We start from the raw sequence: 14753 nt of genomic DNA, 5'->3' as shown, positions 1-14753 counted from the left end.
CGAGCCGCCACCCGGAGCAGTAGCGGCCACCGGTGGACCCACATGCGCCGAGAGCTGCTGCGGCAGTGCGGTATTGCGAGAGGGGCTAGCAGGCGGCCTCGGGTTCGGTGGTTGCCGTCGGGTAGTGCGCGCGCAGGCGGCGTTCCGCGGCGCGGCCTGCGGCGAGGTGGTCGAGGCCGAGGAGGGCCGCGCCGAGAACCGGTGGGGCGACGACGATTCGGGGCTCGGCGTGCGGAGCCGCCTCGGCGAGGCGGGTCAGCAGGTTGTCTATGAGCAGGGGGTGGCGGGCGGCGATCACCCCGCCGCCCAGGACGATCGGGACCGGCTCGCCGAGCAGGTCCAGGCGGCGCAGGGCGACCACGGCGAGACGGGTGATCTCGTCGGCCTGGCGGTCGATCAGGTGCAGGGCGGTCGGATCGCCCGCCTCGGCGGTGGCGAACAGGACGGCGACGAGTTCGTGCAGGCGCTGTTCGGGTAACCGGCCCAGATGGATGGCCTCGGCCACGGCATTCGCGCCGGACATGCCGAAATGTGCGGCGATGGAGGCGGACAGCGCGGTCGGCTCGCCGCGGCCGTCCTCGGCACGGGCGGCATGCCACATGGCCTCCGAGGATATGCTGCTACCGCCACCCCAGTCGCCGGTGAGTTTGCCCAGGGCCGGGAAGCGGGCCGTGCGACCGTCGGGAAGCAAACCGACGCAATTGATTCCGGCGCCGCACACCACGGCGATGCCGCGCGGGCCGTCGGTGCCCGCACGCAGCAGGCCGAAGGTGTCGTTGGTGACGGCCACGCTCGCACCCCAGCCGCGGGCCGTGATGGCGGCCCGGAAACGCCGTTCCTCCACGGGCAGATCGACATTGGCCATGCAAGCGCTGACCCGTGTGGCAAGGACAGCGCCGAGGGTGAGCCCGGCCTGCGTCGCCGCGGCCGCCACCGTGGGCGCGAGCTTCTCGATCGCCTGTTCGGATCCGTCGCTATACGGCCGGAAGCCTTCACCGCGTGCGCTGCCGAGCACCGTGCCGTCGAGCGCTACCACCGCCACATCCGTTTTGCTGTTGCCGCCGTCGATGGCGAGTACACCCGAGAGTTGTTCGTGTGCGGACAGGCTCACGCTCACGCCCAGCTCAGGTGTTCGTGGTTGTGGGCGAGCAGCAGATCGGTCAGCTCGTCGGCGAGTTCGACCTGGCCCACCAGCGGATGCGCCAGCAGTGCGTCGAACACCCGGCTGCGGCCGCCGTGCAGCGCCGCGTCGAGTGCGAGCTCTTCGTAGGTCGTGACGTGCGCGATCAGGCCGCGATAGAGCGGTTCGACCGGCCGCTGGGGGAGCGGCCGGATGCCTGCGGCGTCGACGCGGGCGGGCACCTCGATCACGGCGTCGTCGGGCAGGAACGGCAGGATGCCGTCATTGCGGGTGTTCACCACCTGGACGCTGCCGCCCGCGGTCCCGAGCAGTGCCGCGAGCAACTGCACCGCTGCCTCGGAATAGTAGGCGCCGCCACGTTTTTCGAGCAGTTCCGGCTTGGTGTCCAGCGTCGGGTCGGCGTACATGGTCAGCAGCTGTCGCTCGATGGCGGCCACCTCTTCGGCGCGGGTGCCCTTGGCGAGCAACTCCTCCACCATCACATCGTGCTGATAGAAGTAGCGCAGGTAGTACGACGGCACCACGCCGAGATGCCGGAGCAGCGACAGCGGCATGCCGAGGTCGCCGGCGATCGCGTCGCCGTAATTCGCGAGCAGTTCGGGCAGTACTGCACGCCCGGTCTCCGCGCCGGGACGGTCGAGCAGCGTGACACCTCGCTCCCAGGTGAGGTGGTTGAGCCCGACATGGTCGAGGCGGATCCGCTCCGGATCCACGCCCAGATGCCGGGCGAACCTGCGCTGGAAGCCGATTGCCACATTGCACAACCCGACCGCCTTGTGCCCGGCCGCCAGCAGCGCACGGGTCACGATGCCGACCGGATTGGTGAAGTCCACGATCCACGCGTCCGGGTTCGCGCGGCGGACCTGCTCGGCGATGTCCAGCACCACCGGGACGGTCCGCAGCGCCTTCGCCAGTCCGCCCGCACCGGTGGTTTCCTGTCCGATGCACCCGCATTCGAGCGGCCAGGACTCGTCCTCGGCGCGCGCGGCCTGCCCGCCCACGCGCAATTGCAGCAGCACCGCGTCGACATCCTGGGCCCCGTCGGCAATGGTCGCTGCGGTCGAAACCCGGGCGCCGTGGCCCTGTTTCGCGAATATCCGGCGGGTCAGCCCCTCGATCAGTTCGAGTCGTTCGCTGTCCGGATCGACCAGCACCAGCTCGCCGATCGGCAAAGCGTCGCGCAGGCGGGCGAAGCCGTCGATCAGCTCGGGCGTATAGGTGGAGCCACCGCCGACGATGGCCAGTTTCAGTGCGGGCATCAGCCTTTGACCCCTGTCAATGTCACGCCTTCCACGAAGGCCCTCTGTGCGAAGAAGAACAGGACGAGCACCGGAGCCAGCACCAGCACGGTGGCGGCCATGGTGAGATTCCAATTGGTGTGGTGCGCGCCCTTGAAGGACTCCAGCCCGTAGCTGAGCGTCCAGGCCGCCGGATTCTCGCTGGCGTAGATCTGCGGGCCGAAATAGTCGTTCCAGCAATAGAAGAACTGGAACAAGGCCGCCGCCGCGAGGGCCGGGCGCGCCATCGGCAGCACGATCCGCAGCATGGTGCGCAGGTGCCCGCAGCCGTCGATGCGGGCGGCTTCCAGATAGTCGTCGGGAATGGTCAGCAGGAACTGGCGCAGCAGGAAGATGGTGAACGCGTCCCCGAAGGCCATCGGAATGATCAACGGCCACAGTGAGCCCGCCAGGTGCAACTGCTTGGCCCAGAACAGGTACATCGGGATCACCGTCACCTGCGGCGGCAGCATCATCATCGAGATGACCGCCATCAGTGCGAGATTCCGGCCCCGGAACCGGAACTTGGCGAGCGCGTAGGCCACCGGGAAGCTGGACACCATGCTGAGCGCGGTACCGGCGAACGCGTACACCAGCGTATTGCGCCACCAGGTCAGGAAGCCCGGAGTGCGCCAGACCTCGGCATAGTTGCCCCACTTCCAGTGCGCGGGCCACAGATTGGTGGTGAGCGCCTGCTGGTCGGTCATGACCGAGGTCAGGAAGACGAACACGAACGGGAGTACGAACACCAATGCCGCCGCGATGGCGAGCGCATGCACCGCCACGAAGTCCAGCACGGCGGCGCGCCGGAACCTGCGAGGTCGCGCCGGTGGCTCGGCAGCCGCCACCGGCACCGGCGCGGTCGAAGTCAGGGTCATGATCAGTCCTCCCGCATGAAGCCGGACTTACGCCGCAGTAGCAGCGAGGTGAAGGCCATGGCCATGGCGAACAGGATCACCGCGACCACACACGCCGACCCGGTATCGAAGCGCTGGAAGCCCAGGTTGTAGATCAACTGCGGCAGCGTCCAGGTGGAACCGTGCGGATATCCGGGTTCGAACGCCTCACCGGCCCCGCCGATCTTGCCGCTGGCGACCTTGCCGGCCACGATGGCCTGCGTGTAGTACTGCATGGTCTGGATCACGCCGGTGACGATCGCGAACAGGATGATCGGCGTGATATTCGGAAAGGTGATGTAGCGGAAGCGATTCCACGCCCCGGCCCCGTCCAGCTGCGCCGCCTCGTACTGATCGCGGGGCACGTCCAGCAGTGCCGCCATGAAGATCACCATGAGGTCGCCGATGCCCCACAGCCCGAGCATGGTCAGCGCCGGCTTGGACCAGGTCGGATCGGTGAACCAGCCGGGCTGCGGCAGGCCCACGGCCCCGAGCAGATGGTTGACCGGTCCGGTGCCAGGGTTGAGCAGGAACGCGAAGGCCATGGTGGCGGCCACCGGCGGCGCGAGATACGGCAGATAGAAAGCGGCACGGAAGAATCCGGTCCCCATCTTTATCTTCGTCACCAGCATCCCGATGCCGAGCCCGAACACCACCCGCAGCGACACCATCACCAGCACCAGCCACACCGTGTTCCCCAGGCCCTGCCAGAACGGCGGGTACTCGGTGAGCACGTACTTCCAATTCTTCAGACCGGTGAAGGTCGGCGCGGTGAAGCCGTCGTACTTCATGAACGAGAAATAGACGGTCGACAGCAGCGGATAGACGAAGAAGACACCGAACCCGATCAACCACGGGGACAGGAACATCACCGTCCGGGTGGCGCCCCGCAGCCGTTTGCGGCGCAGCGCCACCGATTTCGCGGCAGGCGTGAGCACAGCGGGCTCACTTCGCCTGCGCGACAGCATCATCGATCTCCTTGGCGGTCGCCTTCAGGCCCGCCTGCAGATCGGTCTTCCGTCCCGACTCGAAGTCGTAGCCGAAGTTCTGCAGCGACAGAATGTAGGCGCCGCCATTGATGCTGGACGGTGTGGTCGAGGAGTTCGGGTTCTTGGCGATATCGATGAACGTCTTGAAGTTCGGATCCGCCACCAGCTTCGGCGAATTCAGCGCCGCATTGGTGCTCGGCACATTGTGGATGGCATTGGCGAAGCCCACCACCGCGTCGGTATCGGTGGTCAGGAACTTCACGAATTCCCACGCGGCCGTCTGCTTCCGGCTGGACTTGGCGATGCCGATGATGGTGCCGGTCTGATAGCCGCGGCCATAAGTGGCGGCCTGATCGTCCGGCACCGGGAACGGGGCGGTCGCCCAGTCCAGGTTCGCGCCGTCCTGGGCGATGGAGGCGGTGCGCCACTCACCGTCGAGGGACATGGCCACCTGGCCGGTTTCGAACGGGTTCTTGGCGCTGAACTCGTCGCCGAAGGTGGTGCGGAACTTCTCCAGCTTGTCGTAGCCGCCGAGCTTGCCCACCAGGTCCTTCTGCCAGCTGTACATGGCCGCTACGGTCGGATCGGAAGCGATGGTCGATTTGCCGTCACCGTCGAAATACGTGGCACCGTACTGGCCCAGGTAATGGCTCGGCAGCGTCTCGTAGCCGTGGAAATTCGGCATGAACCCGAGTTGCTTGTACCCGTCCCCGGCCGGGATGGTCAGTTTGACCGCATCGGCCTGGAATTCGCTGAAGGTCTTCGGGGGCGCGCTGATTCCGGCGGCGGCGAAGGCGGCCTTGTTGTAGTAGAGCCCGTAGGTGTCACCCAGCAACGGCAGTGAGCACTGATTGCCCTGGTACTGGCTGTATTTCAGCATTGCCGTCGGGAACGTTTTCGCAGGATCGATACCGGACTTCTGCAGCAGCGGATTGAGGTCGGTCCACACATTGGACGAGCAGAACTTGCCGACCTGATCGGTACTGAACGACGACACCACATCCGGCGCATCCGGCCCGCCCGCCCGCAGCGCCTGCTGACTCTTGTCATCGGTGATATTGCCGACCACGTTCACATGAATATTGGGGTGCGCCTTCTCGAACGCGGCCACATTGTCATTGATGCCCTTCACCTCGTTGTCCTGTGACCAGCCGTGCCAGAAGGTGATGGTCACGTCCTTACCGGCATCGGAGCCGTCGTCACCACCGCCGGCGCTCTGCCCGGTACAGGCGGTGGCGATGAGGGCGACGGTGGCACTGGCGATGAGGGCGGCGCTGGTACGGCGGCGGATCATGGCGCGCATGGGTGTTCTCCTGAGGTGACTATCAGTGTGTTGAGAAGACGTCGTCCCGGACGGCCGCCAGGGCGCGTTCGAGCGCACCCCGCAGAATCGGCGCGCCGGCAATGGAACTGGACCGGATGACCGGCCGGGGGATGGCGAGCTCGGCGAGTGCCTCCTCGACGAGGGCACGCAGTGGTTCGCCGCCGGCGCGCGGTACCGCACCGGCCAGGATGAGCAATTGCGGATCGACCACGGACACGATCGCGGCGAGCCCGAGGGCCAATCGCCCCGCGAACTCGGTCAGGAAAGCCGCACCCGCATCCGGCGTTTCGACCGCCGCCGCGACGGCATCGGCGGCCGTCGGTGCGGTGATACCGTGCTGCCGGGCCAGCGCCCGGACCGCCGGTGCGCCCGCGAGCTCCTGGAAGCCGCCGGAATTCTTGCGCCGCACATCATGCACGATCGGCGCACCCGGCAGCGGCATGTACCCGACTTCGCCTGCGCCGCCGGTGAATCCGCGATGCAGCCGGCCGCCGATGATGATGGCCGCGCCGATGCCCTCGCCCACCCAGAGCAGCACGAAATCCTCGGAATCCTGTGCCACGCCGTGCGTCTGCTCGGCCAGGGCGGCGAGATTGACATCATTCTCGATCGAAACCGGCACGCCGAGGGCGTCTTCCAGCTCGCCGATCAGTCTGGGGGAGTGCCAGCCGGGCAGGTGAGTGGCGTAGCGCAGGCGGCGGGTGACCGGGTCGAGGGCGCCTCCTATGCCGATCACGACCCGGCGCAGCATGGTCACCGTGAGGCCCGCGCGGCCGGCGGTCTCGGCGACTGCCTCGGCCACCTTCGCAATGGTCTCGGCGGCGGCCCAGCCTCGCGTGCTCACCTCGTACTCGGCGAGCGTCGTGCCGGTGATATCGGCGACGGCGACCCGCACCGCGGCAGCGGTCACATCCAGTCCCGCCACATACCCGGCCGCCGGATTCACCTGGTAGAGCTGCGCATTCGGTCCCGGCCCGCCTGCCGACGTGCCCACCACGATCACCAGGCCGCTCTCCTCGAGCCGGGCCAGCAGCTGTGAGGCGGTCGGCTTGGACAGTCCGGTGCGGGCGCCGATCTGCGTGCGGGACAGCGGTCCTTCGGCGAGCAGCAGCTCGAGCGCGGCGCGATCGTTGATGGCGCGCAACAGGCTGGGGGTGCCCGCCAGGGGGCGTCGACTGGAGGTCAAAGGCCGACTCTCGCTTCGCATCCGGGTGATCTTGTCATGAACTGTTAGGAAAGTTTCCAGTTCATTGCAGAGGAATGTAGCAGCGTCGCGACGGTTCCGCCCCGGAACGAAGAAATCCCCCGATCGATACCTCGATCGGGGGATTTCTTTGCAGCTCAGCCTATTCGGCCGCGCGAACTACACGCACTTGGCGGCAGCCTTCGCCTCGCGGCGACGGCGGTGCAGGATCGGCTCGGTGTAGCCGTTGGGCTGCTTGGTGCCCTCCAGCACGAGCTCCTTCGCAGCCTGGAAGGCGATGGACGCGTTGAAGTCCGGCGCCATGGCGAAGTAGCTCGCGTCACCGGCGTTCTGCCGGTCCACGACCGGGGCCATCCGCTCCAGCGAGGCAATGACATCCGCCTCGGACACGATGCCGTGGCGCAGCCAGTTGGCCACCAGCTGGCTGGAGATGCGCAGGGTCGCGCGGTCCTCCATGAGGCCGACATCCTTGATGTCGGGCACCTTCGAGCAGCCGACGCCCTGGTCGATCCAGCGCACCACGTAGCCGAGGATGCCCTGGGAGTTGTTGTCCAGCTCCTGCTGCTTCTCCTCGGCGGTCCAGTCGGTGTCCTGGGCGAGCGGGATCTCCAGGATCTCGTCGACGGTGGCGCGCGGGCCGCCCTTGGCGATCTCGGCCTGGCGCTTGAACACATCCACCAGGTGGTAGTGGGTGGCGTGCAGGGTGGCCGCGGTCGGCGACGGCACCCACGCGGTGTTGGCGCCGGCCTTGGGCTGGGCGATCTTCTGCACCAGCATGTCGGCCATCAGATCGGGCATGGCCCACATGCCCTTACCGATCTGCGCCTTGCCGGGCAGGCCGGTGGCGATGCCGGTGTCGACATTGAAGTCCTCGTAGGACTTGATCCACTGCTGCGCCTTCATCTCGGCCTTGCGGACCATCGGCCCGGCCTCCATGGAGGTGTGGATCTCGTCGCCGGTGCGGTCCAGGAAGCCGGTGTTGATGAAGACCACGCGGTCCTTGGCGGCGAAGATGGACGCCTTCAGGTTCACCGTGGTGCGGCGCTCCTCGTCCATGATGCCGACCTTGAGGGTGTTGACCGGCAGGTCCACCACGGTCTCGATGGCCGCGAACAGGTCGTTGGCGAAGGCCACCTCGTCCGGGCCGTGCATCTTCGGCTTCACGATGTAGACCGAGCCGGTACGGGTGTTCTTCAGCTTGGTGTCACCGTTGAGGGCGTGCTTGGCGATCAGGACCGTGATCAGACCGTCCAGGATGCCCTCGGGAATCTCGTTGCCCTGCGCGTCGATGATCGCGTCGGAGGTCATGAGGTGACCCACGTTCCGCACGAACAGCAGCGAACGACCGTGCAGCACAAGCTCACTGCCGTCCAGCGCGGTGTACACGCGGTCCGGGTTCATGGTGCGGGTGAAGGTCTTGCCGCCCTTGCTGACCTGCTCGGCGAGATCGCCCTTCATCAGGCCCAGCCAGTTGTGGTAGCAGAGCACCTTGTCCTCGGCGTCCACCGCGGCGACCGAATCCTCGAAGTCCATGATGGTGGTGACCGCGGACTCCAGCACCAGATCCTTGACGCCGGCGGTGTCGGTGGAACCGACGGGGGAGGACGGGTCGATCTGGATCTCGATGTGCAGACCGTTGTGCTTCAACAGGATCGAGGTCGGATTCGCCGGATCACCCAGGTAGCCGACCAGCGCATCGGCATCGGCCAGGCCGATATCGGTGCCGTCCTCGAGGCCGACCACGAGCTCGCCGTCCTCGATCGAGTACTTGGTGGAACCGATGTGCGAACCGGTGATCAGCGGCACCGCGTCATCGAGGAAGTTGCGGGCCCACTCGATGACCTTGTCACCGCGGACCTTGTTGTAGCCGGTGCCCTTCTCCGCGCCGTTCTCCTCGGAGATGGCGTCGGTGCCGTACAGGGCGTCGTACAGCGAGCCCCAGCGCGCGTTCGCCGCATTGATGGCGAAGCGGGCGTTCATCACCGGCACGACCAGCTGCGGGCCGGCCTGGGTGGCGATTTCGGCGTCCACGTTCTCGGTACCGATCCGGAAATCGGCCGGTTCGGGGCGCAGGTAGCCGATCTCGGTGAGGAACTGCTTGTAGGCAGCCTTGTCGTAGCCGGCGCCAGGGTTGGCGCGGTGCCACTCGTCGATCTTGGCCTGGATGTCGTCGCGTTCTGCGAGCAGAGCACGGTTACGGGGGGCGAGGTCGTTGATGACGGCCTCGGCACCCGACCAGAACGCGGCGGAATCTACGCCGGTGCCGGGAAGCGCCTCGTTCTCCACGAAATCGTGGAGCACCTTGGCAACCTGCAGCCCGCCGACCTGGATCCGCTCTGTCATCTACATGCCTCATTTCGAGAAGCCGGGTGGAAAAAGTACGCCCGTAATGCTACTCGCGGGTAGATGAGGGTCGTGCGCCGGATCGGGTGAAGTGCACCTCAGGGGCCGTGTGCGGGGGCTTGAATGTTCCGGGCGGTACATTTAATGTACTGGCTGGAACATTTCACAGTTCTCGGTGCGCAAAGGTGCGAATCCATGGGAAACACGCTGTCCGGCAAGGTCGTTCTGGTCACCGGGGGCAGTCGCGGGCTCGGGCGCGAGATGGTGCTCGCCTTCGCCGACGCCGGCGCGGACGTGATCATCGCCAGCCGCAAACTCGACGCCTGCGAGGCGCTCGCCACCCTTGTGCGCGAGAAATACGGGCGGGAAGCGCTCCCGGTGGCCTGCAATGTGGGGGACTGGGCCCAATGCGAGGCCCTCGTCGAAGCGGCCTACACGACGTTCGGACGGGTCGACGTGCTCGTCAACAATGCGGGCATGTCGCTGCTCTACCCCAGCTTGGACCAGGTCTCCGAGGAAATGTTCGACAAGGTGATCGCCACCAACCTGAAGGGGCCCTTCCGGCTCTCCGCGCTCATCGCGGCGCGCATGGCCGTGGCCGGGAACGGGTCGATCCTGAATATATCTTCGATCGAAGCGACCCATCCCGAACCCCTCGCCGTGCCCTACGCGGCCGCCAAGGCCGGGCTGGAGGCCATGAGCAACGGCCTCGCGCAGACCTATGCACCCGCGGTGCGGGTCAACACCATTCGCTGCGGGGCGTTCGATACCGATATCGCCAAGGCGTGGCCGCCGGAGATGCGGGACTACCTGGTGCGGCACACCGCCATGCGGCGCATCGGGACACCGGCCGATATCGTCGGCGCCGCACTGTACTTCGCGTCCGACGCCTCCGCGTTCTGCACGGGCTCCACCCTCGCCCTCGACGGCGGGTACCGATGAGCGCCGCACCCGTCCGCCGGCGCGGCCGGCCGCCCGCCGCCGAGGTCAATCCGGGCGAGACGCGGGAACGGATCATGCGCGCGGCCATGGAACTGTTCGCGGAGAAGGGGTTTCACGCCACCAGCGTCGCCGAGATCGGCGACCGGGCCGGTATCCAGCGCGGGGCGCTGTACTACCACATCGGATCCAAGGAGGAACTGCTCTTCCAGATCCGGCGCACCTACACCGAACTCATGCGCGACGAGGCCGAACGCATCGCGGGCAGCGACCTCGATCCGATCGGCAAGCTGCGCAGCCTGGTTCGCACGCACGTCGTGCTGATCGTCGAACACCGGCACGAGGTCACCATCGCCCTCCGCGACGCCGGCGCGCTCACCGCCGAACGCGAAGCCGACCTGCAGGTGTTCCGCGACGGCATCCAACGGGCCTGGCAGCGCGTCTTCGACGAAGGCCACGCCGCGGGCCTGCTGCGCACCAACGACCACGTGGTCACCCTCAGCGTGGTGGCCATGCTGAACATGGTCACCGCCTGGTATCGCGAAGACGGCGAATACCGCCCCGCCGAGATCGCCGACATTCTGCTCACCACCATCCTCGACGGTGCCGCCGCACCGGCCGACCATCGATGAAAGGCTGACCATGGCTTGGGATTTCGAGACCGATCCGGAATACCAGAAGAAGCTGGACTGGGTCGCGGAGTTCGTGAAAACCGAGGTGGAACCCCTCGACCTGCTCTACCCGAACCCCTACGACCGGCAGAACCCCGAGATCCGGGCCCTCATGAAGCCGTTGCAGCAGAAGGTGAAAGACCAGGAACTGTGGGCCTGCCACCTCGGCCCCGAACTCGGCGGACCCGGCTACGGACAGCTCAAACTCGCCCTGCTCAACGAGGTGCTCGGCACCTCACTGTGGGCGCCGCTCGTGTTCGGCTGCCAGGCGCCGGATTCCGGCAATGCCGAAATCCTCGCCCACTTCGGCACACCCGAACAGAAGGCGAAATACCTGCAGCCCTTGCTCGACGGTGACATCGGCTCCTGTTACGCCATGACCGAACCCACCGGCGGCTCCGACCCCACCGCCTTCAAGACCCTCGCGGTGCGTGACGGCGATTCCTGGGTCATCAATGGCGAGAAGTGGTTCAACTCCGCCGCCGAATTCGCCACCTTCCACATCGTGATGGCCGTGACCGATCCGGAAGCGCCGCCGCACCAGCGGCTTTCCATGTTCATCGTGCCCGCCGACACCCCCGGCCTGGAGATCGTGCGGAACTTCACCGTTCCCGGCTTCAGCGAGCACGAGGGCCACCTGCGCTTCACCGACGTCCGCATCCCCGCCGACTCCCTGCTCGGCACCGAGGGGTTGGGCTTCATCGTCGCCCAGACCCGCCTCGGCGGCGGCCGCGTCCACCACGCCATGCGCACGGTCGCGTTGGTACGCAAGGCCTTCGACATGATGTGCGAACGCGCCGTCTCGCGTCCCATGCGCAAGGGCGTGCTCGGCGGCCTGCAGATGACCCAGGAGAAGATCGCCGAATCCTGGATCGAGATGGAACAGTTCCGCCTGCTGGTGCTGCGCACCGCCTGGCGCATCGACAAGGAACAGGACTACCTGAAGGTCCGCCACGATATCGCCGCCATCAAGGTGGCCATGCCCAAGGTCATGCACGATATCGCCCAGCGCGCCATGCACCTGCACGGCGCCATCGGCGTCAGCACCGACCTCCCGTTCATCGACATGATGAACTACGCGCAGGTCATGGCCATCGCAGACGGGCCCACCGAGGTTCACAAGATCACCCTCGCGAAAGAGGTACTCAAGACCTACGCCCCCGGCGACCCGGTCTATCCGAGCGGCTATCGCCCCGCCCTGCGTGAGCAGGCCCGGGACCTGGTTGCCCGCCGGCTCGAACACACGGTGGGCAACCTGTAGCCGATCGCCGAAAGCCATGACCGAGGCCCTCGGTCGCATGCGAGACTCTCGGCATGGCTACGGCATCTGTTCCTCCGCCAGGGTTCCATTCGGTGACACCGCGCATGGTGGTCGGTGATCAAGCCGCCACGGTCGAATTCCTGCGGACGGTGTTCGACGCGGCCGGGGAGGTCGAGGCGAATCGGCCGACCGAGGTTCGTATCGGCGATTCGCTGGTCATGGTGTCGGGGACCGGTGAACGAGAAGTGTTCCCGGCCTTCCTGTACATCTACGTCGAGGACGTCGCCGCGACCTATGAGCGGTCGCTGGCGGCGGGCGCCGTCAGTATCGAAGCGCCGCTCGACACCCCGTACGGCGACCATCGCGCCATGGTGCGCGACCCGTTCGGCAACGTCTATCAAATCGCTGGTCGCCGCTAGGCTTTGGGCTCGATCCACAACGCCTCGCCCAGCGCGCAGAGTTCACCGTCGGCGGTCGAGAGTGCCACGCCGACAGTGTGTTTGCGGCCATCGCGGCCGAGCGGCCAAGCGTGCGAGATGTATTCGGCGCCCGCCAGGACGGGGCGCAGTTGCGTGGCGGTGAGGGCCGCGGTGACGGCCCCGCGGGCCATCTTCGCGTAATGCCAGGCCGCTATGCCGCCCGGGCAATCGAGTGCGGCCCAGACGTTTTCGGGCGGGAGTTCACCGGTTTCGCCCGCCAGACCCGGATCCGGCGTCCAGGCCGCCGCCATGATCTCGCGATCGGGCAGACCCCACGGGAACAGCCGCAGTCCCTGCCCGGGTGCGCAGGCGGCACCGCAGCCGTAGCAGTCGCCGATCGGCCGGTGCGGAGACGAAAGAGCCTGTTCGGAAGCTGTTTTCGCCTCGGCCCAGCTGGGGGCGGGCGGGACGGTGAACTCGAGCGTGGCGGCCGCGGCCGAGGCGAGGAGCGTGCCCTCGCCATCGGTCAAGGCCGTCATATCGCCGGTGGTCGTCAGTTGCAGCGGAGCGCCGACCGGGACCGCACGGCGGAAGTCCACGCGCACGGTCTCCGCACCGTGGTGCCCGGCCAGCACGCCCGCCACATAACCACCGAAGGCGATCTCCGGATAGCCGTGGATACGGTCCGGAATCAGCAGTGCCGCGGCCTGGGTCATGCATCGACGATATCGAAATCAGGACCCATGATCGCCAGTGAATTTCCGCACTGCCGCGGCGGTCAGCGCGGTGGGAAGGCGTAGACGCGCTCGGGAACGATGCGCACGATCAAACGCTCGGCCTCCGGCTCGGGCGGCGGGGTCTTGCCGCCCATGTAGCGGTCGTACATCTGATACAGCAGCTTCTTCTCCGGATCCTCGGTGATCTCGACCCGGCCGCGAATATCGGCGTAGGCCCCGGTCTCCTTGCTCACCACGAGCAGACTCACCCACGGATTGCGGTGCATATTGCGAGTCTTCAAGCGACCCTTGATCGTGCTGAAGATGACGGTGTCGCCGTCGTACATCGCGAAGATGACCGACGACTGCGGCCGGCCCGCGGTGTCGCTGGTGGCGAGGATCGAGGTGTGCGGGCCGTCGAACAGCGCCCGGGTGCGGGTGTCGAGTGCGGTGGTCATGGCATGTCCTTCGGGAATCGGGAGACGGTACGCACATATGGACCGCGCCGGCGTCCTGAAGGAATCGGGTGCTCCGAAGATCGGGGTGAAAAGGGAGTTCGCGTCAGAATGGAGCGGTGACGCATGATCTCTCGGCGGAGTTCGCCGCGCGCACGGAACCGTTCCGGCGCGAGCTGCTCGCGCACTGCTACCGCATGCTCGGCTCACTCGACGATGCCGAGGACCTGGTGCAGGAGACCTATCTGCGCGCCTGGCGGTCCTACGGCGCCTTCGAAGGCCGCTCATCCCTGCGGACCTGGCTCTACCGGATCGCCACCAACGCCTGCCTGACCGCGCTCACCGCGAGCGGCCGCCGCGTCCTGCCCTCGGGCCTGGATGCCGCCAGCGGTGATCCGCATGCCGCCGCAACCACCGATCCGGACGTGCCCTGGCTGGGCCCGCTCCCCGATGTGCTGGTCACCTCGGACTCCGACGATCCCGCCACCCTGGCCGCCACCCGCGACAGCCTCCGCCTGGCCCTGATCGCTGCCCTGCAACACCTTTCGGGCCGCCAGCGCGCCGTCTTCCTGCTCCGCGAAGTCCTCGAATTCCCCGCCGCCGAAGTAGCCGACCTCCTCGGCACCACCACCGCGGCCGTCAAGAGCCAACTCCAGCGCGCCCGCGCCCACCTCACCGAAATCGCCGCCACCGCAACCCGCCCCAACCACCCGATCGATCCCGCGGCCGAGCCCTGCTCGACGAATACATGCACGCCTTCGAAACCTCCGACGCCGCAGCCCTGGAACGCATCCTGCACCGCGACGCCCTGATCGAACTACCCCCCTCCCGAACCTGGTTCTCCGGCAAACAGACCTGCGTAGCCTTCCTCACCGCCCACGCCGTCGGCACCCCCGGCGACTGGCACATGCTCCCCACCAGCATCAACGGCAGCCCCGCCGCCGTCGCCTATTACCGAGACGACGAAGCCTATAACGCCTACGGAGTCGCCATACTCACCATCGGGGAAGGGCAGCTCCTCGGCATCACGGTATTCGCAGATCCGAACCTGGTGCGGCACTGCGGATTCCCGGCCCGCCATTCTGTGTGAATGCCGGATCCCCCACCGGATCGACGGT

15 protein-coding genes are annotated in these 14753 nt (G+C 67.0%); 6 read left to right on the top strand and 9 right to left on the bottom strand.

Annotated features, from left to right (window positions below):
- Window positions 1-85: 85 nt before the first annotated feature.
- The 7 genes from ACIP5Y_RS27720 to ACIP5Y_RS27690 form a co-directional block, all read right to left on the bottom strand.
- Complete coding sequence (locus ACIP5Y_RS27720; protein ID WP_400354327.1) at window positions 86-1117, bottom strand: N-acetylglucosamine kinase; 1032 nt, start codon at window positions 1115-1117, stop codon at window positions 86-88.
- Window positions 1114-2400 (bottom strand): 6-phospho-beta-glucosidase, encoded by a 1287-nt coding sequence (locus ACIP5Y_RS27715; protein WP_400354326.1) that lies wholly within the window; start codon window positions 2398-2400, stop codon window positions 1114-1116. Before ACIP5Y_RS27715 ends, ACIP5Y_RS27720 begins: the two co-directional genes overlap by 4 nt.
- The gene (locus tag ACIP5Y_RS27710; RefSeq protein ID WP_400354324.1) at window positions 2400-3296 is read right to left on the bottom strand and encodes a carbohydrate ABC transporter permease; all 897 of its coding nucleotides are present in this window, start codon (window positions 3294-3296) and stop codon (window positions 2400-2402) included. Before ACIP5Y_RS27710 ends, ACIP5Y_RS27715 begins: the two co-directional genes overlap by 1 nt.
- Window positions 3297-3298: 2 nt before the next feature.
- Complete coding sequence (locus ACIP5Y_RS27705) at window positions 3299-4285, bottom strand: carbohydrate ABC transporter permease (protein ID WP_400354323.1); 987 nt, start codon at window positions 4283-4285, stop codon at window positions 3299-3301.
- The gene (locus ACIP5Y_RS27700; protein ID WP_400354321.1) at window positions 4260-5606 is read right to left on the bottom strand and encodes an ABC transporter substrate-binding protein; all 1347 of its coding nucleotides are present in this window, start codon (window positions 5604-5606) and stop codon (window positions 4260-4262) included. The genes ACIP5Y_RS27705 and ACIP5Y_RS27700 overlap by 26 nt, the downstream gene beginning before the upstream one ends.
- A gap of 22 nt (window positions 5607-5628) precedes the next feature.
- Window positions 5629-6813, bottom strand: a complete 1185-nt coding sequence (locus tag ACIP5Y_RS27695) for an ROK family transcriptional regulator (protein WP_400354319.1) — start codon at window positions 6811-6813, stop codon at window positions 5629-5631.
- Window positions 6814-6990: 177 nt separating this feature from the next.
- A complete protein-coding gene (locus ACIP5Y_RS27690) occupies window positions 6991-9174 on the bottom strand; it encodes a malate synthase G (RefSeq protein WP_400354317.1) in 2184 nt (727 codons plus the stop codon).
- A 195-nt stretch (window positions 9175-9369) separates the two neighbouring features.
- Between ACIP5Y_RS27690 and ACIP5Y_RS27685 the strand changes: the two genes are divergently transcribed.
- The 4 genes from ACIP5Y_RS27685 to ACIP5Y_RS27670 all read left to right on the top strand — a co-directional run bounded on the left by ACIP5Y_RS27685 (window position 9370) and on the right by ACIP5Y_RS27670 (window position 12464).
- Entirely contained in the window at window positions 9370-10116 is a 747-nt protein-coding gene (locus ACIP5Y_RS27685) for an SDR family NAD(P)-dependent oxidoreductase (protein ID WP_400354315.1), read from the top strand.
- Window positions 10113-10745: a TetR/AcrR family transcriptional regulator gene (locus tag ACIP5Y_RS27680; protein ID WP_400354313.1), complete on the top strand. Its 633-nt coding sequence runs from the start codon at window positions 10113-10115 to the stop codon at window positions 10743-10745. Before ACIP5Y_RS27685 ends, ACIP5Y_RS27680 begins: the two co-directional genes overlap by 4 nt.
- Before the next feature lie 10 nt (window positions 10746-10755).
- The gene (locus tag ACIP5Y_RS27675) at window positions 10756-12045 is read left to right on the top strand and encodes an acyl-CoA dehydrogenase family protein (RefSeq protein WP_400354311.1); all 1290 of its coding nucleotides are present in this window, start codon (window positions 10756-10758) and stop codon (window positions 12043-12045) included.
- 92 nt (window positions 12046-12137) lie between these two features.
- Complete coding sequence (locus tag ACIP5Y_RS27670) at window positions 12138-12464, top strand: VOC family protein (protein WP_400354310.1); 327 nt, start codon at window positions 12138-12140, stop codon at window positions 12462-12464.
- Here the strand turns inward: ACIP5Y_RS27670 and ACIP5Y_RS27665 are convergent.
- Complete coding sequence (locus ACIP5Y_RS27665) at window positions 12461-13180, bottom strand: PaaI family thioesterase (protein ID WP_400354308.1); 720 nt, start codon at window positions 13178-13180, stop codon at window positions 12461-12463. The two genes, ACIP5Y_RS27670 and ACIP5Y_RS27665, sit on opposite strands and share 4 nt — an antisense overlap.
- Window positions 13181-13242: 62 nt before the next feature.
- Entirely contained in the window at window positions 13243-13638 is a 396-nt protein-coding gene (locus tag ACIP5Y_RS27660; protein ID WP_400354306.1) for a PPOX class F420-dependent oxidoreductase, read from the bottom strand.
- Window positions 13639-13754: 116 nt separating this feature from the next.
- Between ACIP5Y_RS27660 and ACIP5Y_RS27655 the strand changes: the two genes are divergently transcribed.
- Together ACIP5Y_RS27655 and ACIP5Y_RS27650 are read left to right on the top strand one after the other, a co-directional pair.
- Window positions 13755-14447, top strand: coding sequence for an RNA polymerase subunit sigma-70 (locus tag ACIP5Y_RS27655; RefSeq protein WP_400354304.1), 693 nt, complete (start codon window positions 13755-13757; stop codon window positions 14445-14447).
- Window positions 14384-14725 carry a hypothetical protein gene (locus ACIP5Y_RS27650; RefSeq protein WP_400354302.1) on the top strand — a complete coding sequence of 114 codons (342 nt, stop codon included), beginning with the start codon at window positions 14384-14386 and terminating at the stop codon, window positions 14723-14725. The genes ACIP5Y_RS27655 and ACIP5Y_RS27650 overlap by 64 nt, the downstream gene beginning before the upstream one ends.
- Window positions 14726-14753 lie beyond the last annotated feature (28 nt).

The organism is Nocardia sp. NPDC088792 (genome assembly GCF_044750615.1).
Taxonomy (GTDB): Bacteria; Actinomycetota; Actinomycetes; order Mycobacteriales; family Mycobacteriaceae; genus Nocardia.
This window is presented reverse-complemented; position numbering and strand designations above follow the sequence as displayed.